This window comes from Erwinia sp. (assembly GCF_049696395.1).
In the GTDB taxonomy this organism is placed as follows: Bacteria; Pseudomonadota; Gammaproteobacteria; order Enterobacterales; family Enterobacteriaceae; genus Erwinia.
Genome location: NZ_JBAVTT010000003.1, coordinates 1 through 23,639 on the forward strand (window position 1 = coordinate 1; position 23,639 = coordinate 23,639).

The 23,639-nt window shown below is 52.3% G+C and carries 21 protein-coding genes and 1 pseudogene; 4 read left to right on the forward strand and 18 right to left on the reverse strand.

Annotated features, from left to right (window positions below; all coding sequences use genetic code 11):
- The 11 genes and pseudogenes from WCC56_RS00270 to tssB all read right to left on the reverse strand — a co-directional run.
- A partial coding sequence (locus WCC56_RS00270; protein ID WP_424690436.1) for an MFS transporter occupies nucleotides 1–967 on the reverse strand: 967 nt, incomplete at its 3' end.
- A 93-nt stretch (nucleotides 968–1,060) separates the two neighbouring features.
- Entirely contained in the window at nucleotides 1,061–1,828 is a 768-nt protein-coding gene (gene fecE, locus WCC56_RS00275) for a Fe(3+) dicitrate ABC transporter ATP-binding protein FecE (RefSeq protein ID WP_424690437.1), read from the reverse strand.
- A 1-nt stretch (nucleotide 1,829) separates the two neighbouring features.
- Nucleotides 1,830–2,792 (reverse strand): Fe(3+) dicitrate ABC transporter permease subunit FecD, encoded by a 963-nt coding sequence (gene fecD, locus WCC56_RS00280; protein ID WP_424690438.1) that lies wholly within the window; start codon nucleotides 2,790–2,792, stop codon nucleotides 1,830–1,832.
- Nucleotides 2,789–3,793: an iron-dicitrate ABC transporter permease FecC gene (fecC, locus tag WCC56_RS00285; RefSeq protein WP_424690439.1), complete on the reverse strand. Its 1,005-nt coding sequence runs from the start codon at nucleotides 3,791–3,793 to the stop codon at nucleotides 2,789–2,791. Before fecC ends, fecD begins: the two co-directional genes overlap by 4 nt.
- Nucleotides 3,790–4,695, reverse strand: a complete 906-nt coding sequence (locus WCC56_RS00290; RefSeq protein WP_424690440.1) for a Fe(3+) dicitrate ABC transporter substrate-binding protein FecB — start codon at nucleotides 4,693–4,695, stop codon at nucleotides 3,790–3,792. Before WCC56_RS00290 ends, fecC begins: the two co-directional genes overlap by 4 nt.
- Nucleotides 4,696–4,749: 54 nt before the next feature.
- A complete protein-coding gene (gene fecA, locus WCC56_RS00295) occupies nucleotides 4,750–7,116 on the reverse strand; it encodes a TonB-dependent Fe(3+) dicitrate receptor FecA (RefSeq protein WP_424690441.1) in 2,367 nt (788 codons plus the stop codon).
- Between the two features lie 117 nt (nucleotides 7,117–7,233).
- The gene (fecR, locus tag WCC56_RS00300) at nucleotides 7,234–8,202 is read right to left on the reverse strand and encodes a ferric citrate uptake sigma factor regulator FecR (protein WP_424690442.1); all 969 of its coding nucleotides are present in this window, start codon (nucleotides 8,200–8,202) and stop codon (nucleotides 7,234–7,236) included.
- Between the two features lie 5 nt (nucleotides 8,203–8,207).
- On the reverse strand, nucleotides 8,208–8,723 hold the full coding sequence (gene fecI / locus WCC56_RS00305) for a ferric citrate uptake sigma factor FecI (RefSeq protein ID WP_424690443.1): 516 nt from the start codon (nucleotides 8,721–8,723) through the stop codon (nucleotides 8,208–8,210).
- A 153-nt stretch (nucleotides 8,724–8,876) separates the two neighbouring features.
- Complete coding sequence (locus tag WCC56_RS00310) at nucleotides 8,877–9,614, reverse strand: DUF4123 domain-containing protein (RefSeq protein WP_424690444.1); 738 nt, start codon at nucleotides 9,612–9,614, stop codon at nucleotides 8,877–8,879.
- Nucleotides 9,615–9,684: 70 nt separating this feature from the next.
- A pseudogene (gene tssC / locus WCC56_RS00315) lies at nucleotides 9,685–10,697 on the reverse strand (type VI secretion system contractile sheath large subunit); the annotation flags it as partial.
- Nucleotides 10,698–10,756: 59 nt separating this feature from the next.
- Nucleotides 10,757–11,254, reverse strand: coding sequence for a type VI secretion system contractile sheath small subunit (gene tssB, locus WCC56_RS00320; protein ID WP_424690445.1), 498 nt, complete (start codon nucleotides 11,252–11,254; stop codon nucleotides 10,757–10,759).
- A gap of 625 nt (nucleotides 11,255–11,879) precedes the next feature.
- Between tssB and iolE the strand changes: the two genes are divergently transcribed.
- The 3 genes from iolE to WCC56_RS00335 are packed head-to-tail and all read left to right on the forward strand — an operon-like array spanning nucleotide 11,880 to nucleotide 15,021.
- Nucleotides 11,880–12,797, forward strand: a complete 918-nt coding sequence (gene iolE / locus WCC56_RS00325) for a myo-inosose-2 dehydratase (RefSeq protein ID WP_424690446.1) — start codon at nucleotides 11,880–11,882, stop codon at nucleotides 12,795–12,797.
- On the forward strand, nucleotides 12,794–13,969 hold the full coding sequence (locus WCC56_RS00330; protein WP_424690447.1) for a Gfo/Idh/MocA family protein: 1,176 nt from the start codon (nucleotides 12,794–12,796) through the stop codon (nucleotides 13,967–13,969). Before iolE ends, WCC56_RS00330 begins: the two co-directional genes overlap by 4 nt.
- Before the next feature lie 20 nt (nucleotides 13,970–13,989).
- The gene (locus tag WCC56_RS00335; protein WP_424690448.1) at nucleotides 13,990–15,021 is read left to right on the forward strand and encodes a Gfo/Idh/MocA family protein; all 1,032 of its coding nucleotides are present in this window, start codon (nucleotides 13,990–13,992) and stop codon (nucleotides 15,019–15,021) included.
- Between the two features lie 62 nt (nucleotides 15,022–15,083).
- On the opposite strand, the gene WCC56_RS00340 is transcribed toward WCC56_RS00335, so the two are convergent.
- Complete coding sequence (locus WCC56_RS00340) at nucleotides 15,084–16,094, reverse strand: Gfo/Idh/MocA family protein (RefSeq protein ID WP_424690449.1); 1,011 nt, start codon at nucleotides 16,092–16,094, stop codon at nucleotides 15,084–15,086.
- 113 nt (nucleotides 16,095–16,207) lie between these two features.
- Between WCC56_RS00340 and WCC56_RS00345 the strand changes: the two genes are divergently transcribed.
- Nucleotides 16,208–17,227: a LacI family DNA-binding transcriptional regulator gene (locus tag WCC56_RS00345; protein WP_424690450.1), complete on the forward strand. Its 1,020-nt coding sequence runs from the start codon at nucleotides 16,208–16,210 to the stop codon at nucleotides 17,225–17,227.
- A gap of 64 nt (nucleotides 17,228–17,291) precedes the next feature.
- On the opposite strand, the gene WCC56_RS00350 is transcribed toward WCC56_RS00345, so the two are convergent.
- Genes WCC56_RS00350 through WCC56_RS00375 form a run of 6 tightly spaced genes read right to left on the reverse strand, consistent with a single transcriptional unit; the run spans nucleotide 17,292 to nucleotide 23,602 of the window.
- Complete coding sequence (locus WCC56_RS00350; RefSeq protein ID WP_424690451.1) at nucleotides 17,292–18,155, reverse strand: ribokinase; 864 nt, start codon at nucleotides 18,153–18,155, stop codon at nucleotides 17,292–17,294.
- Nucleotides 18,156–18,157: 2 nt separating this feature from the next.
- A complete protein-coding gene (locus WCC56_RS00355) occupies nucleotides 18,158–19,015 on the reverse strand; it encodes a MurR/RpiR family transcriptional regulator (RefSeq protein WP_424690452.1) in 858 nt (285 codons plus the stop codon).
- Complete coding sequence (locus tag WCC56_RS00360; protein ID WP_424690453.1) at nucleotides 19,015–19,986, reverse strand: ABC transporter permease; 972 nt, start codon at nucleotides 19,984–19,986, stop codon at nucleotides 19,015–19,017. Before WCC56_RS00360 ends, WCC56_RS00355 begins: the two co-directional genes overlap by 1 nt.
- Before the next feature lie 31 nt (nucleotides 19,987–20,017).
- The gene (locus tag WCC56_RS00365) at nucleotides 20,018–21,517 is read right to left on the reverse strand and encodes a sugar ABC transporter ATP-binding protein (protein WP_424690454.1); all 1,500 of its coding nucleotides are present in this window, start codon (nucleotides 21,515–21,517) and stop codon (nucleotides 20,018–20,020) included.
- A 16-nt stretch (nucleotides 21,518–21,533) separates the two neighbouring features.
- Nucleotides 21,534–22,574, reverse strand: a complete 1,041-nt coding sequence (locus WCC56_RS00370; protein ID WP_424690455.1) for a substrate-binding domain-containing protein — start codon at nucleotides 22,572–22,574, stop codon at nucleotides 21,534–21,536.
- Between the two features lie 44 nt (nucleotides 22,575–22,618).
- Nucleotides 22,619–23,602 carry a TIM barrel protein gene (locus WCC56_RS00375; RefSeq protein WP_424690456.1) on the reverse strand — a complete coding sequence of 328 codons (984 nt, stop codon included), beginning with the start codon at nucleotides 23,600–23,602 and terminating at the stop codon, nucleotides 22,619–22,621.
- Nucleotides 23,603–23,639: the final 37 nt, after the last annotated feature.

The window sequence follows — 23,639 nt, forward strand, 5'->3', positions numbered from 1 at the left end:
AACAGACGCCATGCAGAAGAATGCCGAGGTAGATCAATGTGCGGCTCTGGTCGTCCATGCCCAGCGCGAACAGTGCATAACGCACAAACCAGGCACACATCCCTGCCAGCAGCATGTATTTCACGCCAAGGCGGCGAAACAGCAGCGGGATCACCAGCATGAAGAAGATTTCAGACATCTGGCCAAACGACATCACCGTACTGACGTTTTCCACACCGGCATCGGCCAACCAGGACGCGGTAAAGGCGTAGTAAGTGCCCAGCGGAATGGAGATTAACGTGGCGCACAGGGCGAAAATAAAGAAGTGGCGGATCTTAAGCAGTGCAAAGGCATCAGCGCAGAACAGGTCGCGCACCTTGAAGGGCAACCCTTTCGCTGGCGCTGGGGTATGAGGCAAAGTCAGGCTGTAGATCGCCAGCGCAACGGAGCAAACCGCCGCCAGAGAGAAGATCGACGTGCTGGAAGAAATCCCGCTAACGCCGATAAATATCCCCGCCACGATCCAGCCAATGGTGCCGAAGACCCGCACCACAGGGAAACTGCGATCGCTACTGTCCAGACTGTGGAAGGCGATATTATTCGACAACGCCAGTGTCGGCATAAAACACAAGGTGTAGCCAAACAGCAGCGCTATCAGCAAAGCCCCGTTCTCCGCCTCCAGCGCGCCCGGTACAAACCATAAAATCACCGCACCGAGCAGGTTCATTACCGCCATCACTTTTTGTGACGGGAAGAACCGATCCACCAACATGCCAAGAACGAAGGGTGAAAGAATTGACGCTATCGGCCCTGCAGAAAACGCATCGCCAATCAGTAAAGACATGTTGTGTTGGGTCATCACCAACCCCAGGGTAACGGACCAGCTCCCCCAGATGAAGAATTGCATAAACATCATCAAAGAGAGTCTTGGTACCAGCATTCGGTGCTGTATCCCCGCTTTCCCGGACTCTTGCGCTGTAGAAACCATATAAGCCTCACATGAAAAGTAATCGATTACAATAATATGACAGGCAGAAAGTAATCGATTACAAAAAAAGTTTCTTAGAGGCGGATCACATTTTCATTTCACTACGCACATGGGCGTACCAGAAACCGGGTCAGCGTGGATCTCTGCATCTACAGCAAAAACGCTGGCCAGCAGTTCTGGGATCATCACGTCTTGCGGCGTCCCCTGCGCGATGATTTTTCCCTTAGCGATCATCACTAAATGATCGCAGTAGCGGCTGGCCTGATTCAGATCGTGCAGTACCGTCACCACCGTTTTACCCTGCTGATTAAGCTGGCGAAGCAACAGCATCAACTCCGTCTGGTGATTCATATCCATATAGGTGGTTGGCTCGTCTAACAGCAGTACTGGCGTGGTTTGTGCCAATGTCAGTGCCAGAAACACCCGCTGCTGCTGGCCGCCGGAAAGCTGGCTGACCAACCTATCGGCCAGTCCGGCGATTCGAGTCACGTCCATCGCTTGCCGAATAATCTGTCGATCTCGTTTCCCCAACCTGTGCCACAGCGGCAACCAGGGGTTGCGGCCATAGCCCACCAGTTCCTCTACACGAATCCCTTCTGGGACACTGTGCTGTTGTGGCAACAGCGCCAGTTTACGTGCAAGCTCACGGCCAGACAGCGACTGAATACGCTCATTATCCAGCTGGATCTCACCAGACTGCGGCGCAATAAGGCGCGAAAAGCACTTTAATAACGTCGATTTTCCGCAGCCATTCGGCCCAATCAAGGCGGTGATTTTCCCTGACGGCAAGGTGAGCGAAATATCGTCAAGAATGGTTTTGTTGCCGTAACCAGCACGAAGATGTTTGGCGGTAAGGTGCATATCAACGAGTTCTCATCAGTAACCAGAAAAACCAGGGCGCGCCAATAATGGCAGTCAGTACTCCTGCCGGGATCTCAATCGGTGGACGCAGCGTGCGGGCCAGAAGATCCGCCAGTAACAGGATTTCGGCCCCTACCAGCATGGCGGCTGGCATCAGCCAGTGATGGCGGCCACCAACCAACTGACGGGTTAAATGTGGGGCAACCAGCCCGACAAAACCGATTGGCCCGCACATCGCCACACTTACCGCCGCCAGCGCCACGGCCAGCAACAGCACCAGGAAAGGCACCCAGCGCAGGGAGACGCCTAAGGTGGAAGCACGGGCTTCACCAAGCGCCATGACATCCAGATCTTTGCAAAACAGCATCCCAAGTGGAAGTAACAGCGACAGGGCTGGCAGGGCAATCCAGACAAATGGCCAGCTTCGTCCCCACAGACTCCCTGTCAGCCAGAGAAGAGCCTGATTGATATCGAGCGGATGTGACAGCATCAGCCAGTCAGTGACGCTGGCATACAGAGCAGTTAATGCCACGCCTAGCAGGGCCAACCTTAGCGGCCCACGGTTCCCGGTCAGGTGTTTAAGCAGGATGAAGGCCAGTACGCCGCCGACAAACGCCAGCGGAGGCAACCAGAATACCGACATTGCCGGAAACAACATCAGCGCCGCAACGGAGGTGACACCCGCAGCATGGTTGATGCCCAGAATATCCGGTGAAGCCAAAGGATTACGCACAATGCCCTGAACCAGTACACCAGAAAGTGCCAGCGCCGCACCGATAAACAGCGCCAGTAACGCCCGTGGTAAACGGTATTCGACCAGGGTGAAATGCTTGCTGTCCTCAGGCGAAAAGGCGTGGTGAATCTGACTGAAGCTGAGGGTTTCCGTGCCATAACGCAGTGATAAAATAAAGGTCAGCATCACCACAGCCAGCAGCATAAGCACCCTCATATGCGGCGATTTCATCCTCGCCTCCTTACCAGCCAGACAAAGAACGGTGCGCCAACCAATGCCAGCACCACACCTGCGGGTATTTCACCAGGCCAGGCGAGGATACGGGCGAGTAGATCTGCGGTAAGCATCAGCAATGCGCCGAAAATGACGCAAACCGGCAGCATTTTACGCAGATCCTGCCCTGCCCAAATCCTGGCGATATGTGGCACCAACAGGCCGATAAAGGCCAGCGGCCCGGCAACGCTAACGCAACTGCCAACCAGCGCAACCACAATCAGGATAGCTAATCCCCGAAGCCACGGAAGATTGACCCCTAGCGATTGCGCACTGGCATCGTTCAGATTCAGTAAATTCAGGCGACTGGCCAGTAACATTGCACAGAAAATGGCGATCAGCGTGATGGGGAAAAGTTGCCAGAACGCCTCCCAGCGAACGTGTGAAACCCCTCCTGCCAGCCAGTAAAGCACGCCGTAACTGTGATCTTCTGCCAGCAGAATGATCGCTTTGGTCAGCGCGGCACAAAGTGCGGATACCGCCACACCGGCCAGGATCATCCGACTACGTTCCCCTGTTTGTTGCCAGCCTTTCCCCATCAGCATCACCATCGCCCAGCTGATTGTGCCGCCAACCGCAGCCAGCAAAGCCAGGCTGTAACCGGCAATCCAGGCCGGATTCAGCGCACTGGCAATCACCATTGCCAGTGAAGCGCCTGAGTTAATGCCAAGCAATGAGGGTGAAGCGAGAGGATTGCGGGTCAGGGTTTGCAGCAGCGTGCCCGCAACTGCCAGGCTGGCGCCCAGTAACATGGCCACCAGGCTGCGGGGTAATCGCAGGTTGTAAACTAACGCTTCAGGCAGTGAGGCAGGAGGCCCGGGTAGCAGCGCATGAAGTGCGGCCAGCGGGGGAATAGAGATCGCCGACCAGCTGAAAAGTGACAGCCAGAAACACCCGGCCAGCAGGAGCGGGGGCAAGAGCCAGCGCAGAGGCTGGCATACGTTAAAGCCGGTTTTCATTGTGCGACGTTTACCGCCTGATGATGCAGGATCGACACCAAATCGCTGCCGATACGTTCAGCAGCAAACAACCCACGCATTCGCGCCCAGCTGTTGCTGTCCACTGAAGCGATCTGATTTTTTTGCGCGGCGGTCATCATCTGCCACAGCGGATCTTTCTGCCACTCACGCACGATGCTCTGCTGACGATAATGCGCGACGATCAGCCAGTCAGGATTAATCGACAGCAACCGCTCCAGGCTCAGGCTTACCAGCGCAGCATTATTGATGGGACCTGGAACCTTTATCCCTAAAGATGCAAGCACGCTACCGGTATATGACTCGCTGGTGTGAAGAGTAAACTGTTGCTCGCGTGAGGTGCCGAAAACCAGATTCGTCCCCTTCGGCAGCTGCTTCGCAAAGCCCTGCATTCGCTGCTGGTGTAAGGCCAGACGCTGCTGCATTTCGTGCTCTTTCCCCATCACTTTGCCAATAATCGCCGCTGACTGAAGATTTTCAGCGTAGGTTTCATTGCGGGATTTCAGCATCAGTGTCGGTGCCAGGGTTTTGAGCTGGTCGTAGATGCCAATGTGACGGCTGGAATCAGCAATGATCAGATCGGGTTTTAACGCTGAGATCGCTTCCAGACTAGGCTGAGCGCGAGTCCCCACCGATTTCCACGGCTGAATGCGCTGACGCACTTCCGGTAGAATACGCGTGGCATCGTTGTCATCGGCTACACCGACCGGGCTGATATCCATTGCCGCCAAAGCATCAACAAAGGAGAATTCCAATACCACAACCCGTTTCGGCGTCGCCTCAAGAGTAAAACTGCCCTGACTATCCTGCACGGTGACTGCCTGTGCGGTTTGCAGGCTGGTTGCCATCAGACAGGCAAATACAATACGCGAGATAAAAGACATAAAGCTCCATCAATGAAAAAGCCAGCAAACACCCTGCCTGCTGGCTTAAGAGGATTAGAAGCGCACCGAACCCTGCATATAGACAGTGCGTGGCTGGCCGGCATAAATGCCTTTGTTGTTGTCGTCGTAAGCGCGGGTGAAGTATTCCTGATCGAAGAGATTCTTCACGCCAATCGCCAGGTTGAGGTTACCCAGCTGTGGGCCGAAGCTGTAGTTAGCACGGGCGCCCCACAGCATAAATCCTGGAATGCGTCCGGTGCTGCCGTCGGCACTCTCTTCAGCGGTGTTGGCGTTATCAGCAAACTGGCTGGACTGGAATTCACTGTTCAGGTTCAGCGTCCAGCTTCCCAGCGCGTAATCCACTCCCAGCGTGCCTTTATGCTTCGGCGAGAACGGCACCTGATTACCGCGAGTGTCGCCCTCTTCGCGGATCACCGCATTCACATAGGCATAGCTGGCATAAGCTGAGAGGTTTTCAAGTTCAGGAGTGAGATCGCCAAGATCATAACGGAGCTGGCTCTCAATTCCGGTATGACGCGTTTTGCCGCGAGCGGTTACGCTGTCATCCACCTGGTTGGAGTCATACTGGTTACTGAAGTTAATCAGGAAGACACCGACTTCGGCTTTCAACGCCTGATTATCAAAGCGTGTTCCTAACTCCCAGGTGCGAGCTTTCTCTGGCTCCACGCTGCCACTGTCTACTGCTTTACCGATCTGGCTGTATTGCACGGTGCCGAAGGAACCTTCGGTGTTGGCATACAGATTCCAGGACTCGTTCAGGTGATAAAGCACATTTAATGCAGGCAACGGCGCGTTATAGCTGATCTCTTCCTTACCATTTTTGACGTAGTCATTCTGATAAGACTGAATATGCTCATAACGAATGCCGGGCGTAATGGTCCAGTCACCGATATCAATACGGTCATCAATATACCAGGCGTGTGCCTGCGTCCCTGACTGAGTATCACGATCGTACGGACTGTCGGTAGTTGGCAGCACACCTGAGCTTGACGGGCTGGTATAACGCAATTCATGCGTAGATTCACTGACGTAACGGTAACCTACTCCCACTTCATGGGCGGAAGAGCCCCAGTTGAAGCTCTGGCTGTAGCGAGGTTCAATGCCGCGCACCCAGTATTCACGCGGTGAGAGGGTCAGGTTTTTCCCCTGGTCCAGATAGCCACTGCGCAGGGTGTAGGTATAGAAGCTTTGAATATTGAATTTGTGCTGCTGGTCAGGCTGGAACTGATAGCCCAGGCTGGCTAACTGACGACGTCCCCAGAATTCGTCATAAGGACGAGTTGACTGAAAACGATCGGCATTATAATCCGCACGCGAAAGGCCGCCCGGCATCTCTGCGCGACCTTCGTAATACTGCAACAGGCTGGTGAAAGTATGCACTTCATTCGGCGCATAACGCGTTTTCAGCATCACGTCGTCAATTTTGGTTGAGCTATGTTCACGCCAGTCGCTGCCACGGGTGCCGGAATAGAGCAAGGCTGCACCTAATCCATTATCCGCCGTACCCCCAATCATCAGATTGCCTGTGCCTTTGGGATCGTTCTGGCTGGAGGTTGGCGTCAACATCCCTTCCATCCCGGCTTCCATGCCAAAATCCTGGGGGATCGCTCGGGTAACGAAGTTCACAACGCCGCCAACGCTCTGCGGTCCGTAACGCACAGCACCGCCGCCACGTACCACATCGACCGCGTCCATATTACCCAGCGAAACCGGAGCCAGTGACAGCTGAGGCTGACCGTAAGGAGCAAAGGGCACCGGTATGCCATCCATCAAGACGGTTGAACGGCTGGCAAGACGCGGATTCAACCCACGAATACCGAAGTTCAGCGCCATATCGTGGCTTCCGGTTCCGTTATTCTCCGGCGCATTGACGCCCGGAATACGGTTCATCGCTTCCCGGACCGTCGTTGCCCCTGTTTTGATGAAGTCTTCACGGCGGACCACATCGCGCGCCCCTGCATGTTCAAAAACGTCATTTTCACGCGCTTCTGCCAGCCAGTCTCCGACTACGGTCAGGGATTTCTCTGCTGGCCGAGCCTCTGCCTTCACCACTGTCCAGCTGTTATCACCCAGCGATTGCGCCTGCAACCCACTGCCAGCCAGCAAAGTGTTGAATCCGTCATTGATCGAATAGCGGCCTTTCAGACCTGCACTGGTTTTGCTTTGCGTCAGCGAGGAGTCGATCGAGAGCGCAATCCCTGCCCGGTCGGCAAACTGATTCAGCGCTTTGTCCAGGCTGGCGCTGCTGATGTTGAAATCCAGGCTGGTGGCTTGTGTCACCGCCGCAAAAGCCTGAGCCGGAACGAACAGTGCAACCGGGATCAGCGCACAGTGGATAGCCAGGGCCAGAGGTGTTGTTTTGCAAAAAGCGCGAGTAAGGCGAGCGCGTGAATCAGACATACCGTCTCCAAAGGAAGTAATTTATTTTTTTACTCTGTGATTAAGGAGTCGGATGAGGCGGGCAAAAGGTGTAATCGGGAATGAGATTTTTTATCATTTTTATTTTCAACTGGCAGATCAGGCGGCCGTGACCTTCAGCCAGTAGCGCGTAGCGGACTGAATTTTAATGGGAAGTGTTCGGGTCAGCAGACGTAATAACTTATCGGTATCCGCCAGGGGGAAAGTGCCGGTCACCCGCAGATCGGCCACGCTGCTGTCACAGGTCAGAACGCCATGACGATAGCGAGCGATCTCTTCTATCACTTCCGACAACCTGCGGTTGCTGACGCTTAGTATGCCCCGCGTCCAGGCATTGCTGTTGGGATCGAGTGGGGTAATTGGTTCAAATTCACGGTCGGTAAAACGCAATATTTTACCTTGCTCTACCCGCTGAGTTAGCCCTGGTTTGCCGCTCAGCGTCACCTCTACTGCCTGTTCCTGCACTGCCAGTTCGGTAATATTGCCCCGCTCCCGTACGGTAAACTCCGTGCCCAGGGCGCGTACAATCCCCTGGCTGGTCTGCACCAGGAAAGGCCGTGAACGCTGAGGATCTTTTGCAGTAGCAATAGCAATTTCACCTTGTTCAAGGCGGATCAACCGTTGTTGCGGGGTGAAGTGCACCGTGACAGCACTGGCGGTATTCAGCGAAAGTTGCGAGCCATCTTCCAGCTTCACACTGCGGAACTGCCCGGTTCCGGTGGTGTAATCGGCCCGTAAGCGAGAGCCAACCGGGGATTGCCAGAGTTGCCAACTGCTGCCAACACCGAGCAGAACCAGCAGCGTTTTCAGCACACGTCGGCGGGTCAGGCGAGCCTGCTGGTGGGAGTGATTCAGCGTTTGATAGCCGAAATGGCCGGGCATACTTTTTAGCTGCCCTTGTAAAGACTCAACTCTCTGCCACGCCCAACGATGATCGTCGTGCTGCTGGAGCCACTGTTGCCATCTGGCATGCTGTTGAGGCGTGACTTCCCCGGCACACAGGGTGGCAAACCACTGTGCGGCCATTTTAAGCGCGAGTCTTTGCTGTTCGGAGATCGTATTAGCCATCTGTCTCAGTCCTGAGTCAGGCTGAACAACAGGCAATGTTCCATGGCTTTCGCCATGTATTTTTTGACCGAACTGAGGGAAACATTGAGTCGCCGGGCGATTTGCACATAAGTGAGACCTTCCAGTTGCGACAGCAGAAACGCTTGTCGCACTTTATCCCCCAGTCCATCGAGCATGCTGTCGATCTGTTGCAGCGTCTCCAGCACTGACTGGCGATATTCAGCAGACGGGCAAACATCTTCAGGCATCCGTTCGAGCATCTCCAGATAGGCTTTTTCCAGCGCATTACGGCGGAAGAAGTCGATCATCACCCGGCGGGCAATCGTACACAGGAAGGATTTGGGTTCGCGGATAGTGGCGGTATTGTCCCCTACCAGCACCCGCATAAAGGTATCCTGGGCTAGATCATCCGCGTCAAAGGCCGAACCCAGCTTGTGCTGAAGCCAGCCCCGTAACCAACGATGGTGGGTGCTGTAAAGCTCAGTGAGCGTCAGGGAAACAGGCGCAACGTGTGACGACATAAGATGTAACACTACCCAACAGGAAAATGACAAAAAAAAGATAATAATTGATAATGCTTATCATTTCAATGCTGTCAAATCCGGGACACAGCCTTCTCATTCTCAGTCAGAGCCACAATCAGCGTATTCAGAGAGCCTTAAGTTTTTCTCAACTTAATCGCTCTTTGCGTCCCCTTCCTGACTGGCACTCAATGCCGCACTGAAGCAAAGACCGAATTTTTGCTCATGAGACAGACCCTTATTGGGCATGGTCCTTGCCAGCATCTCGGCGTCACTGATACAGCCGATGCGTTCAATTTGTCCATCATCCAATTTGATGATTTCACCCCGATCCATTCCTGCTCCTTGAGGTGAATAGGTTCCCCTCTTCCAGACATAATGGAGATCCCGATCCAGCCAGCCCCAGAAAAAAGCCAGCCGTGTGAATAACTCTTGCTGTGTGACGGTTAAAACATGTTCGAGCAATTCCGGGAACACCCGGGGATCATTGAAGCGCAGTATTCCGCTCTGATCTCTCCACTGCAACTGCGTTAAATTGCTCAGATGTTCTTTCAGGAGGGTGAATGAAAGCGGACTGATAATCAGCATCAGACGATGATCATCACTGTACTGATGCATTAGTTCTGAAAGCAACGATTTATGCTGCCAGGTCGACCACGAAAAACGGACCACTATCGGGCCCTCTTCCAGACTCTCTTCTTCTGCTGTTCCTTCTGACAAGGAGCCCCATTGAAGGGGTGGAGTAATACGTCGCAGGGCGCCAGAAACAAGCTCAACTGCGGCCCGATCGATAATGACATCGATATGGCCAATTTCGGCTGCACTGCACAGGGACTCACACTGTGCCAGCCACCGGATAGCATCATAAGAATTGATAGAAGAACTATTCACGGATCATGACTCCCATTGCCTCTTCTCGTGTTTTTTCAGGCAATCTTTGCAAACGGATTGAGGAAGATCGGATTGGCAGGTTTTTCACTGCGCCGCCCGCCTGCGGGCCACGGATTGCCTGCACCAGCCAGTATTGATAAAGCTGCGCACCATGTTGGCGGCAAACGCGAATGAGGCATTGGTCCATAAATAATGATCGTGATCCGGGCCTTTCACTTCTTCAACATAGTTGAAGCTACGCACCGGCACGGTGTCAGGACCATACGGCAGACGGCCCAAAACTCGCGGCAGAGTCAGGCCGATGTAGCGGGAGTCGTCAGAATCGCTCAAAGACGTCCATTTAATGTATTCGGCGCGATCGAAGTAGTTAGCGATATCGTTTAGTGCAGCAACATTTTCCCTCCTCTCTTTAAGGAAGAACGCCGGACCCACAGAGCCGATAAACAGCATATGCGCCGCTGCAGAGACTTTGGCGATATTACGCAACAGCGCCAAGTCCTGCGCCGAGGCATCGAACTCATAGGCAGAGATCACCGCACCAATCGGCTCGCCACCTGGCGTGTCATCTTCTGTGATGTAAGTCTGGCTATATAACCCGCTCTGAGTGACGTCAGGACAGTCTTCAAAGTCCTGACGAAGTTCCTCTTTCGACAGGTCGAGGATCTCCAGCTTCACGTTCTGACGGAAGTCAGTTTTGTCGACCAGAGACTTCAGGCCGCGCCAGACGGATTCCACTTTCTGGAACTCGTCGTGGTGCATCACTTCATCAAGCTGCCGGCTGATCTGAACATCCAGCTTAGCAATATGGTGGTCCAGCAGCGCCTTATCCAGTTTTCCAACTTTTTGGCCTGACTTCTGCAGGCACTGCATTAACACCTTAACCGCTGCGGTTAAGCGGGCATCAGCAGAGGTTTTTGCCATCAGGGTGTTATCCTGAAAACCGTCCAGCGAATCGATTTCGGCAACCGGCGTCAGATTAATTTTATTAAAAAGGGAAGCATAAACGCCGTTGGCTGGACGTTTTTTTCCCACGATGGTGCCGCCCGCAGCAGTCTGGGGGTCATTGTTGACAGACATAAGCATTCTCTCGTCATTATTCCGTTAATGGTTTTGGGTAATAAATGTGTTATTGATTCCAGTAATTAACGCTCAGCAGGGGGCAGTACATTTAACGCTTTCCGCAACGGCTCACTGAACCTTGAATCTTTCAAAATTAACTCCAGTTCTTTCCTGAAAGTTACGTTATCCAGCAAGGTAGATTTCAAGTCACGCAGAAGGTTACGCATCGATAACATCGCACGGAGTTGTGGGATTTGTCTGGCAATTTTCTCCGGCTCAAAGTCTTTCATGCTTTGAAAACTCAGCTGGACACTCTCTTCTGTTCCCTCATCTGACAGCGTGTTTTTCACTGTCAGGCTGACTTCAGGATTCATATCAGAAAAAACACTGTTGAAATTGTTCTTGTTAATATTGATCCTTTCTCTCTCAGACAACGATCCCTCTGCTTTCCCATTGCTAAAGTCACCTACAACCAACAACTTAAGTGGAGGTTCAACGTTCTTTTTAGCGCCACCGTTATGCAAGTCTACCTTCATGTTTATGCGTAGCGTTGATATTTCCGACTGGAATGAATCTACCATTTATCACCTCTGTATGAATAGCTTACTGTGACTTAATATGTAGAAATCGCAATAGAAATACGCCTATTTACCCTGTTCGGAAAAGGTCAGAGGAATTTTAAGAAAAAAATCATGCTACTTCAAACGAATAAATCAGAAAAAAAAAGGAAATTATCAATAATCTTCTAGGAATTTTCTTTATCATCTGCTTTATTGATAGCCGCCAAAATCTTAACTTTTTGCCGGCAAGTGTATAACTGATAACAAAACACCCTCAAATGCCCCCTCAGCATGACGAGTCTCATTGAGAATTCAAGGCCACCTCATACTGATAATAGCGATGGATTTTTTGACGAAATATTAAGAAGTGTCTGTAGGAATGAAGGGCAGAGAAATAATAATAAATCCCTTATTTTGATCATGAGTGTGGATGTCGATAAAATACGACTTTTCTTTAAGACTCCTCAGGCCTGGCCAGCAACCTTAGGGTGCCTTGGTCATGCTGAAAATCCGCTCTCGATCACACTTTCCGTCCCCCCTTCCCCGATTAAGCACAATTGAGGGTTTTCCCTCATTGAAGCGATAACGTCACCGCAAACTCGCTCTTTATAGTGTCTGTAATTGACCTGAAAGGAGCGTTCCCCCGATGAATCCACGTATTAAGTTAGGTGTCAGTCCCTTAAGTTGGACCAACGATGTCCTGCTCGATTTGGGCGACACAATCCCGCTGGAAACCTGCCTGAGACAAGCGGCTTCAGCGGGTTATCAGGGCATTGAACTTGGCAGAAAATTCCCCCGCACCCCAGCAGAGTTAGCCCCGTTACTGCACCAGGTTAATCTGCAGCTGGCTTCCGGCTGGCACAGCGGCTTCCTGGCCGATCGTAGCATTGCAGAGGAAGTAGCAGCTGTACAACCACATGCCGCCTTACTGAAGGCGCTGGGGGCCAAAGTCATGGTGTATGGCGAATGTGGCAAAATGCCGGGCAGCCATCCGCTTGATGAATCGCTCTCTCTTTCTCCTGCTCTTAGCGGCATTGATATCGACGATTATGCGCGGAAAATCAGCGAATTTGCCGACATATTGATGAGTAATTACAGCCTGAAACTGGCCTATCACCACCATCTGATGATGCTGGTCGAACACCATGATGAGCTGCTGGCGTTCCTGGCTAAAACCAGTAACAGCGTTGGGCTGGTGCTGGACTCCGGACATGCTTTCGCTGGGGGCGTCAACCTGGCGCAAACGGTGAAACAGTTCGGCCATCGCGTGGTGCATATTCATCTTAAGGACGTTCGCCCGGACGTGCTGCGCCGGGTGCAACAGGAAGACCTCAGCTTCAATGATGCCGTTCGTGCGGGGCTGTTTACTGTCCCTGGCGAAGGCTGCATCGACTATTCCCCGCTCATTGAGTTTGTTGCGACTTCTGGCTATCAGGGCTGGCTGATTGTGGAAGCTGAACAGGATCCGCAGAAAGAAGAGCCTTTTGCGGCCGTTTCTCGCGCGGCTCACTGGGCACGCAACACTTTCCCTTTATCCGTTGAAGTAAAGGAAACCGCACAATGAAAGAGACTCTGAATATTGGCCTGATCGGCTCCGGATTTATGGGACAGGCGCATGCCGATGCGTACCGTCGTGCCGCAATGATCTATCCAGACCTACCAAAACGTCCGCATCTTTATGCTCTGGCCGATCAGAATCAGTCGCTGGCAGACGAAAATGCAGCCCGGTTCGGTGCGGAAAAAGCCTACGGGAACTGGCAAGACTTGATCAACGATCCCCATGTTGAGGTGGTCGATATCACCTCCCCCAACCACCTGCATTTTGAGATGGCGCTGGCCGCTATTGCTGCGGGTAAGCATGTGTATTGTGAAAAGCCGCTTGCCGTCAGCACTGAGCAGGCGCTGGAAATGACTCAGGCCGCAGAGAAAGCCGGGGTAAAAACCATGGTGGCCTTTAACAACATCAAAACGCCTGCGGCGCTGTTGGCTAAACAGATTATCGAACGTGGGGATATCGGCACGCCGATCCGCTTTCGTGGCACCTTTGATCAGGGCTTTTATAACGATCCTGAGCTGCCGTGGTCCTGGCGCTGTTCCAAAAAACTGGGCGGTAGCGGTTCGTTGGGCGACCTCGGTGCCCATACGCTTTCCGTGGCGCAATTTCTGATGGGCGGTATCACTGAAGTCACCGCCAGTGCTCAGACTTATCTGCGTCAGCGCCCGGTTCCTCAGGTTGATGCGGGCTATGCCAGTCGTACCGATGAACATGCGGAACGGCGAGCAGTAGAAAATGACGATCAGGTTCAGTGCCTGGTGAGTTTTACCAGCGGAGCCAGCGGCGTGATTGAAGCTTCACGTATCGCAGCGGGACGTATTTTTGGCGTGTTTTGGGAGGTCTCCGGCACCGAAGGAACGATCTCTATGGACGGCGAACGCTTCAATGAATTGCAGGTTTATCGCTTCAACGACGACAAACACGATCGCGGCTTTAAAACGTTGTATGCAGGAAGCCAAATTCCGGCCTATTCAGGTTTCTTTGGGTTTGATTTTGGCGGCGGCGGATTAGGCTATTTTGATGTGAAGGTGATCGAAGTTCACGATCTGGTTCAGGGCATCTGCAGCGAGGAAGATTGCTATCCAAACTTTGCTTTTGGCCTGCAAAACCAGCAGATCCTGACCGCGATTGAGCAGTCAATGGAATCGCATCAATGGGTTCAAGTGGCGGATAACCGCTAAATCGCCAACAAGGAGTGTCTATGTTTCCCTCTTCTTTACCTGTCCCAAGGCTGCCCTCTGAGCAGTCCATTCCTGTCCTTCGCTGGGGCATTATTGGCCCAGGCTGGATCGCCGCGCATTTTGCCAAAGCGCTGAAGGGTCATACAGGCCAGCAGTTGGTTGCTGTGGCCGCAAGAAATGGCGACAAGGCGAGGGCCTTTGCCGATCAATGGGGAATTCCAGCCGCTTTCAGTAATGTAGACGAGATGTTAGCGATGAAAGATCTGGATGCCGTCTATATCGCCACGCCGCACAATCATCATTACCCGGATGGCCTGCGGGTGCTGAAAGCGGGCAAACATGTGCTGATTGAGAAGCCACTGGCGTTAAATGCCAAAGAAGGCTCGGCTTTGCAGGCGGAAGCTCAACGCCAGGGCAGGCTTTGTATGGAAGCAATGTGGTGCGATTTTGCGCCTAAATACGCCGTGATAAGGCAGCTATTAGCGGACGGTACCTTAGGCGACCTTCACAGCCTTATTGCCGATCATGGTGAGTTTTTCACCGCAGATCACCGTATTTTCAATGCCGATCTTGCCGGTGGGCCGATGTTGGATCTGGGCAGTTATCTGGTTTCGTTCAGCGTGATGGTGGCTGGAGCACCTGCGCGCATCCAGTCCAGCGGGCAACCAGCTAATGGAAAAGTTAATGGTCAGGCCTCAATGCTGTTTGAACATGCTAACGGCATGCATTCGGTGCTTAACACCACGTTGTTCAGCAACACGCCCGGTGGAGCGGTGATTGCGGGACGTGATGCAACCCTCGTATTGGATGGGCAATTCTATGCGCCGGGTGGATTTGTTTTAACTTCAAGCCAGGGCAACAAGTCGCTGCGCTGGGAAGAACCGCTAAACCGCTACACTCAGCTTTATCACGAGGTGCAACATTTTGCCTGGTGTGTCGGTCAGGGAATACAAGATTCCCCTGTCCGCCCTCTGGCGACGTCATTGATGACACTGGCGGCGATGGATACCGTGCGAGGACAGCTGGGAATCGTGTTTAACGAAGAGCGATGAAACGGGGCGTTAACTAAGGAAAAGGTCAAAATCCTCACAGGTTTTGACCTTTTTGTTTCTGTTTACAGCGTCAATTCAACCGGACAAAAAGTCTTTGTGGCCAGTGATTTCACTGCCGCTTCTGCGATTGCCTGCGCCTGAATCCCATCTATTAAACCCGGAAGATCTGCCACCTCTTCACCCTGCAGCTGACGGACAAACGCATCCAGATGCTGGTAATAGGTTGCCTGTACCCGGCTGAACCAGTCCGGATAAAGACCCGGTCTGGCAATACTGTTGCCCTGATAAAGCGTGATGCCTTGCGGGCTTTGCGAACCAGATTCTGCCAGCCCTTTCTCGCCCATCACGCTAATCCGTTCATCGTAGCCATACCCGGTGCGGCGCGTGTTATCCAGTTGCGCTAATCCTCCCTGACGCATCTGCATAATCAGCACTGAAGTATCCACATCGCCGAAATCGCTGATGGCCGGCATGGCCAGCGCGGCCCCCATTGCACCAATTGCCGTAACTTCATCGCCGGTAAGCCAGCGAAGCAGGTCGAAGAAGTGAATGGCCTGATCGCGCATCTGCCCGCCAGAAGATTGCAGATAGCTAAGCGGCGGCAGTTCGGAGGAGCGACAAACCATCTGGATTAATTCAGGACGACCCAGTGTCCCCTGCTGTAACTGGCGCTTTAACTGTTGATGGCTGCTGTCGAAACGGCGGTTAAAGCCCACCGTTATCTTCGCGTTCAATGGCAGCACTTTCTCAACCACGCGGCTTGCCCGCTCAAGTGACAAATCGATGGGTTTTTCGCAGTAAATCGCTTTGCCTGCCCTGGCCGCGGCCTCAAGCAGTTCAGCATGGGAAGGGGTGGCGCTGGCTATCAGCACGGCTTCTATATTGTCGCTATTGATGGCCGCACTCACCTCGCCCGCCTGGCTGTTATAGCGCCGGGCCAGCGAGCTGGCTCTGGCGTTGTCCACATCAGCTACCATCGCCAGCTCAATGCCTGGATGGGCCGCAAGATTGGCAGCGTGTACCTGGCCGATAAATCCACAGCCAATCAGGGCAAAACGTTTTCTCTCAGTCATGATGAATTCCTGTTAACAGGTCAAAGTTCAGCAATAAAGTCGTTGCCAAAATAGCCTGCTGGCTTACCCTGAGGAACGCGTGTTTTGATGGAATTCCCTCAACAGGAACGGCAATGAAAACAATCACTCTGGAGATGCTGGCCGAACTGGCGGGTGTAGGCGTAGCAACGGTAGATCGGGTGCTGAATGAACGGGGGGGCGTATCGCCTCGCACCACGCAAAAAGTGTTGCAGGCAGCCCGTGAAGCCGGACTAAAACGCATCCTGCCGGAAGAGCACCGCCATGCCTGGCAGATTGAGGTGCTGTTGAGCGGTAACGACTCGTTCTTCTTTAAACAGCTTGCCAGTGACTTTGCTGCGGTAGCGACCACGCTGGGCTATCGCCGCCTTGTTCTGCACCGCACTTTTGTTCCCGAATCCCGCCCGGATAAGCTGGCTGAACTGATTGGTGAACGCAGCAAAACCCGCGACGGGTTGATTGTTTTTGCCCATGAGCACCCCGCTATCTATCAGGCCCTGCAACTCTGCAAACAGCGCGAAGTGCCGGTGATCACCATCGTGACCGATCTGCCCGATGCTGAAAGGCTGTGCCATGTCGGTATTAATCAATTGCAGGCTGGCCGTACTGCGGGTCTGATGATGGGCAGCATGGTCAAGCAGGAAGGTGAAGTGATTGTGGTCAGCGGGCGCTTTGAATATCGGGCGCATCAGCAGCGGATTCAGGGCTTTCGCGAGGTACTGGAAGAACGCTTCCCGGAAATCAGGCTACGTGAAGTGCTGGCAGGTCAGGAGAGCCGCATCACCATCAGCAAACTGCTTGAAAAGCAGCTGGCGCAGTCTGCGAACGTGGTTGGGTTGTACAACACCGGGTTGGGAAACACTGAAATAAGTCAGGCGCTGGCGCGGCATCGCCTGACCCAGATCTGCACCTTGATCACCCATGAACTTTACTCCACCACCAAAGCCCTGTTCGCCAAAAAAGCGCTGGCGCTGACTCTGGATCAGAACAGCGTGCGTCATGCTCAGCTTGCCGTGGATATTCTGCTAGGTTACCTGGAAAAAGGGGAAGAACCAGCGTGCGAGGAAGCAGGAAAAGTGACCTTTATGCTCTACACTCAGGAAAATTATGCTTAGGATTACCGTAGAGGTTTCGGTAATCCCAAAGCGTCAGTTTTGCACCCGTTCAGGCTGGCCTGCGTTAGAGCGTCACTTTAGAAACATGCAGCGCCGCTGCGTCATTAGCTTCGACAACCGCCTCACTCAATGATTTACCGTCAGCCAGCGCTGAGCAAAACACGCCGGTAAAACAGTCTCCAGCGCCATGCGTGCTGACCAGTGTGATTTTTTTTGCGTCAAGGGAATGACTCTCTTCATCCTTTTCACAATATGCCACACCGTGTTCACCAGCCGTCACCACCACTTGCGGATAGGTTGTTGCCAACACTTCAGCGGCCTGTTTTGCCGAGGCTAAATCGCTGACAGTAACGGCACACATATCGCGAGCTTCGATGGCGTTAACGATCAGCACATCAATGTTTTCCTGCAACTCTACACTTAACAGACGGGCTGGCGCAGCATTGATGCACACTCTGATGCCGCGTTTTTTTGCTTCTTTCGCCGCATGTACGTTGATGGCTTCCGGAACTTCATTTTGTAAAATCAGCAACGAAACATCCTGCCAGAATGCATCCTGATCAAACACAGCCAGCGGGATATGCAGATTGGCATTGGAAACCACTACGGCACCGTAATCACCTTCAGCATCGGTAATGGCAACACTCATTCCTGAAGGCATGGCCCCAATTACCGCCACGGACTCGGTATTTACGCCCTCGCCTTTCAGCTTATTCAGCAAAAAAGTGCCCTGTTCATCGGATCCCACCGCACCGGCGAAGATCACTTCTGAGCCTGCCATGGCGGCAGAAATGGCCTGATTGCCACCTTTACCGCCAAATTTATACCTGCACGCCGTCCCCATCACGGTTTCGCCTTTTTCCGGGCGATGATGGGCATCCAGCATAATGTCGTAATGCAGGCTGCCGGTAACTGCGATCTTATTCATGGTTAGAATTCCCGAAGGTTCTGAACCGCATGCTGAGTTTTTGTCAGGTTTTTCTCTGCCCGCTTCAAATCTTTCTTAGCGATGGCCACAAACAGTGCATCCAGGATATTCAACTGGGCAATGCGTGACGCGGCATTTTCCCCTAACAGATGCGATCCCTGAGAGGTTGAATTGAGCACGACATGCGCACTTCGCGCAATCGGCGACTCGGCGTAGTTAGTAATGGCAATCACCTTGGCCCCATTGCGCGCCGCCAGTTTGACGGGGTCATTAACAGCGCGAGTGGCGCCCGAATGACTGATAGCAATCACTACATCATCGTCAGATAACACCGCTGCTGACATCAACATAATGTGCGCATCATCGTAGGCCGACGATTTAATACCGATTTTTAACATTTTATGTGAGAGGTCACGTGCTACTGCGGCCGATCCCCCTACTGCGTATAAATCGATATAGCGCGCTTTAAATATAATGTCAGCGGCACGGTTGAATTCAGAAATATCCAGAATAGACAGCGTTTCTTCTATCGCCTGGATTGAGGTTCTGAATACTTTTGCCAGCAATTGTTCCGACGAGTCATCCGGCTCAATTTCCGCATGTAAGCTTGCCACTTCAGATTGATTATAATAAACAAGACTGCTTCTGAAGTTTCTAAATCCCGTAAAGCTGAGCTTCTTGGTTATTTTAACAATCATCGCCTCGGAGACATTATTTTCCAGAGCAATCTCTTTTAAAGACGTTTGCTCGGTAATGTCAGTCCTTGCCGTGATGGATTCTACAACACGGCGTTCTAATGGCGTCAGTTGTGGCAAACGCATACGAATTTGAGCACCAATGGCTCGCGGATCTTGCTTCATTACTTGCCTCGGGTCGCTCGGTCAATCAACATCGCTATGATAATAATAAGGCCTGTGGCAAGCAACTGATAAAAAGCCTGAATATTTAGCAAGGTCAAGCCGTTACGTAATGCGCCCAAAATAATCACCCCGATGATGGTGCCAAACACACTTCCCTTACCGCCCATCAATGAAGCACCGCCAATGGCCGCAGCAGCGATAGCATCAAGTTCCCAAAGGTTGCCAATTGTTGGCTCGGCTGCGCCCAGTCGGCCAATCAGGATCAGTGAAGCCAGTGAGGCTAACGTTCCTGAAATAACATACACCGTGACTTTGGTTCTTTTTACCGGTACTCCAGCTACACGAGCGGCTTCTTCGTTGCCCCCAATCGCCAAAATAAACTCGCCTAACGGGGTTTTGTTCATCACTGTCCACAGCACCACGGCAATCACTGCCACAATGATAATCGGCGTGGGAACGCTGAAAAGAGTGCTGTTGATGATGCTACGAAACTCAGACGGAATGCCGAAGATTGGATTACCGCCGGTATAGATCAACGCAATAGCGCGGAACAGTGAAAGCCCTCCAAGCGTGACAATAAAAGGCTGCAGTCCGGCATAGGCGATCAATGAACCACTGAACACGCCACAGACCGCGCCTACCCCCAATGTGGCAATAATTGCCAGCGGCACAGGCACACCAGAGACCATTAAGGTCGCCCCTAATACCGCTGAAAGTGCGGCCGTGGGGCCAACGGAAAGGTCAATCCCGCCAGAAATAATCACCAGCGTCATGCCCATCGCAATCAACGCGTTAATAGAGGACTGTTGTAAAATATTCAGCAGATTTGGCAGGGTAAAAAATACCGGAGACAAAAATGAGAAGGTGATCACAATAATAAGTAATCCGATCAGGGTTCCTGCATCGCGCACATTGAATTTAATCAGCGATGAAGCCGGCGGGAACGATCGACTTGTAGGTTGAGTCATCATTTTATAGCCTTAATAAAATCAGGTTTAAATGCTAAACGGTTTCTGTCTCTTTGATAGCAGCACGGGCGATATTCTCTTCCGTTATTGCTTCACCGCTGAGTTCCTTGGTGATCTTCCCTTCTCTCATTACCAATACGCGGTCAGATATCCGAATGATCTCGGTCATTTCTGAAGAGACAACCACGATGGCTTTGCCGGCCTTAGCTAATTTTTCGATCAAATTATAGATTTCGGACTTGGCGCCGATATCAATTCCCCGGGTTGGCTCATCAAATAAAAAGACTTTTGCATCCGCAGCCACCCAACGGCCTATAATCACTTTTTGCTGATTACCGCCGCTTAGCGTGCCAATGGTTTTTTCAATATCCAGCGGCCGAAGATTCAATTCGCTCATCACTTCATTGGCGACAAGATCGAGTTTACTTCGGCTGATAATGCCTGCTTTGGTGAAGGTAGACATGGAGGGCAATGCCATGTTCATTTTCACGGCACGCTCTTTGATAATACCCTCTTTCTTACGATCTTCCGGCACCAGTCCAATACCAGCACGGATGGCTGCAGTGACATTATGATTGCGTACGGAACTGCCGTTCACGGTAACGCTACCGCTGCTCCGTTTATCAATACCCGCAATCAGTTTCAGCAGTTCAGTTCGGCCTGCGCCAACCAGCCCGGCAATTCCCAGCACTTCACCGGCGTGGACAGTGAAGTTGGTGGCTTTAATCTCGTTGCCTCGCGTCAGGTTTTCCACCTGCAGCACCACACGCTCAGTAACGTAAGCATTGTGATCCAGCCTTTCAATTTTGCGGCCAACCATTTTGGCAACGAGCGTTTCTTCCGTCTCATCACACAGGTTAACCACGCCAACCTGCTGGCCATCACGCATGATGGTGGCACGATCGCAAACGCGGAAGATTTCGTTCATTTTGTGTGAGACGTAAATCAGCGACACGCCCATCGACTTCAGATCGCTAATCAGTTCAGCCAGACGATCGAATTCCGTTGGTGTCAGGCTGGACGTCGGTTCATCCATCGCGATGATTTTGGCGTCATCCAGCATGGCGCGGGCAATCTCCACGATCTGCTGTTGAGAGACCTTTAGATTTTTAATCGGCTCATCAGGATCGATGGTCGGATCTAACGTTTTCAGTATGAAGGTGGCCCGAGCGACCTGTGCCTTTTTATCAATCCACAACCCGCCAGCTTTGGTCAGTGGGCGGCCAAGAAACATATTCTGGGCAACGGAGAGTTCTGGAACATGCTGCAACTCCTGATGGATCATGGCGATGCCCGCATGGCGCGCACTCAGCGGATTTTTCATCTGCACAGCCACGCCATTCACACTAATTTCACCACTGTCGGCATTTCGTACGCCTGAAAGAATGTTTAGCAGCGTCGATTTGCCCGCGCCGTTTTCACCAATCAACGCATGAACCTCACCGGGCAGCACAGTAAAATCCACATTTTGTAAAGCAGCGGCATTGCCATAGGTCTTGCTAATGCCGCGCATCATTAAGCGATACTGTTCCATACACTCTCCGCCTGACTTATTGCTGAGCCAACAGCTGACGTAATTTAACGTTATCTTTGGTGGAGAACGCGTCGGCATTCTCTTTGGTGATCAGCGCCTGTGGCGTCGAAATCACGCGGGAAAGCTTCTGTCCGCCAATCAGGCGTACCATCACATCCATCGCCACTTCTCCGGTCAGCACAGGGAAACTGTCAACCGTGCCAGTCAGTTCACCCCGTTTGATTGACGCGTAAGCATCTGAGATACCGTCCGTTCCGAAAACTGCGGTCTGATCGGCTTTGTTCAGTGAACGAACCGCTTCAACAACACCCAGCGCCATGGTGTCGTTGTTGGCGTAAAAACCGATCAAATCAGGATGCTGCTGCAAGATGGTGGAAGCCGCGTTAAACGCTGTTTCACGGCTCCAGTTGGCAGGAACGCTGGCCACGATAGTGAATTTGCCGTTGGCCTGTAATGTTTCTCTGAACCCACTGGTGCGCTGACCGGCAGCATACACGCCAGGCTGGCCCTCAATGATGGCAACGTTACCGCCTTTAGGATGGTGCTGAATAAACCATTTTGCCACGCGGACGCCATTGTCTTTCTGCACGTTGCCGACGTAATACTGGGCATTTGGCATCACTGCATCATTCACGTTGACTACCGGGATCTTTTTGCTGTTGGCACTTTCCAGCGCAGGTTCGAGGTTGATATCGGTCTGCGGGGAAACCAGAAGCCCCTTAAATCCCTGGGAGATCATGGTTTCAGCAATCGACAGCTGGCCCAGTTGATCATCTTCATTTGCCGCAGCCTGATAGGCCACGGTGAAGCCATATTTCTTCGCCCCGTTCTGATAACCCTGACCTAACGAGCGCCAGTATTCATTGGTCAGCGTCTTTGAAACGCCGCCAATCATCAGATTTCCTTCAACTTTCGGCATCGCACCGTATTTGCTGTCAAGCTGGGTCCAGTCGGTACGATCGGGTTCAGTGTCAGATTTCAGTGGCGCTAATTCAGCCGCATAGACGCTGGAGCAAAGCAGCGAGGATGCGATTACAGAGAGCAGTAATTTTTTCATTTTCTGAGCCTTTTTTATTATTGTCGCAGGGTAATAATCGGGGACTACTCTTTAGCCAGCATAATGTCATTAACAATCTGTTGTGAGGTCACAGCATCCTGGCGGCTGATGGCGTCCAGCAGCGCGGCATTATTGTTGAGTTTTTCGCTCAACTTCAGCAGGCGTTTCACCGTAAGGACGTTGGTTTCTGCTTCGCGCACAGGATCCAGGCCACTGGCGTCCGGGAAGGTATCGAAATAATAAGCACCTTTATAACCATCACGCTGCATCTGCCAGAGAAACTCCAGCGTGGCACGTGGGTTTACCGAACCGGCCATCAGGCCATCGTCACGTTTGCCCCACCCATCATTTAAGTCCAGACCCAGCAGGCGTGAACGGCGAGCCACCATCGCTGCGGCATAAGCCGGGATCTCGTTAGCAAATAACACATGCGCGAAGTCCAGCGTAATGCCGAGGTTTGGGCTGCCCGCTTCTTCCACCGCCAACAGGCAGGAAGTGACGTTCGGGAAAATGCTGTAAGCACGTGGCTCGTTCGGTTTGTATTCTATGCTGACATCAACATCAGGTGCATAGTCCGCCACTTCACGAACGGCGCTAACGGCGTCTTCCCAAATCTTCTTGTAATCTGCCTGGAAGCAGTAATCAAACCCATCCTGCCCCATCCATAACGTCATCAGCGTGGAGCCAAATTCACGCCCGGCATCGATACCGCGTTTCGTTAATTCAATGGCTTCACGACGAATCTTCGGATCGGGATTGGTAAAGGCGCCGATCTTGAATTGCGGGGCATCCCAACGCATTTGCATGCCATTAACCGCCAGCCCGGCATCGTCGATAGCTTTACGCATCGTGCTGATATCACTGGTGATATGTTGCGGATAGTTGAGATCAAGATGGGTCAATCCTTTTGCTGTTCCCGCACGGGCAATCATCTGCAGAACTGAGGGTTTGCCCTGCAAGTCAGGCCAGTATAAATGGGCTCCCGAGGAGAAAGAGTTTAGACGTGTAGCAAATTTCAGTTCTGACATAGGAAGACCCTTAATGAGGTTTGTAATGTACTTTCCA

Coding starts and splice junctions, on each gene's coding strand:
- fecE (WP_424690437.1), bottom strand. CDS start 1,828: ATGCACCTTACCGCCAAACATCTTCGTGCTGGTTACGGCAACAAAACC.
- fecD (WP_424690438.1), bottom strand. CDS start 2,792: ATGAAATCGCCGCATATGAGGGTGCTTATGCTGCTGGCTGTGGTGATG.
- fecC (WP_424690439.1), bottom strand. CDS start 3,793: ATGAAAACCGGCTTTAACGTATGCCAGCCTCTGCGCTGGCTCTTGCCC.
- WCC56_RS00290 (WP_424690440.1), bottom strand. CDS start 4,695: ATGTCTTTTATCTCGCGTATTGTATTTGCCTGTCTGATGGCAACCAGC.
- fecA (WP_424690441.1), bottom strand. CDS start 7,116: ATGTCTGATTCACGCGCTCGCCTTACTCGCGCTTTTTGCAAAACAACA.
- fecR (WP_424690442.1), bottom strand. CDS start 8,202: ATGGCTAATACGATCTCCGAACAGCAAAGACTCGCGCTTAAAATGGCC.
- fecI (WP_424690443.1), bottom strand. CDS start 8,723: ATGTCGTCACACGTTGCGCCTGTTTCCCTGACGCTCACTGAGCTTTAC.
- tssB (WP_424690445.1), bottom strand. CDS start 11,254: ATGGTAGATTCATTCCAGTCGGAAATATCAACGCTACGCATAAACATG.
- iolE (WP_424690446.1), top strand. CDS start 11,880: ATGAATCCACGTATTAAGTTAGGTGTCAGTCCCTTAAGTTGGACCAAC.
- WCC56_RS00330 (WP_424690447.1), top strand. CDS start 12,794: ATGAAAGAGACTCTGAATATTGGCCTGATCGGCTCCGGATTTATGGGA.
- WCC56_RS00335 (WP_424690448.1), top strand. CDS start 13,990: ATGTTTCCCTCTTCTTTACCTGTCCCAAGGCTGCCCTCTGAGCAGTCC.
- WCC56_RS00340 (WP_424690449.1), bottom strand. CDS start 16,094: ATGACTGAGAGAAAACGTTTTGCCCTGATTGGCTGTGGATTTATCGGC.
- WCC56_RS00345 (WP_424690450.1), top strand. CDS start 16,208: ATGAAAACAATCACTCTGGAGATGCTGGCCGAACTGGCGGGTGTAGGC.
- WCC56_RS00350 (WP_424690451.1), bottom strand. CDS start 18,155: ATGAATAAGATCGCAGTTACCGGCAGCCTGCATTACGACATTATGCTG.
- WCC56_RS00355 (WP_424690452.1), bottom strand. CDS start 19,015: ATGAAGCAAGATCCGCGAGCCATTGGTGCTCAAATTCGTATGCGTTTG.
- WCC56_RS00360 (WP_424690453.1), bottom strand. CDS start 19,986: ATGATGACTCAACCTACAAGTCGATCGTTCCCGCCGGCTTCATCGCTG.
- WCC56_RS00365 (WP_424690454.1), bottom strand. CDS start 21,517: ATGGAACAGTATCGCTTAATGATGCGCGGCATTAGCAAGACCTATGGC.
- WCC56_RS00370 (WP_424690455.1), bottom strand. CDS start 22,574: ATGAAAAAATTACTGCTCTCTGTAATCGCATCCTCGCTGCTTTGCTCC.
- WCC56_RS00375 (WP_424690456.1), bottom strand. CDS start 23,602: ATGTCAGAACTGAAATTTGCTACACGTCTAAACTCTTTCTCCTCGGGA.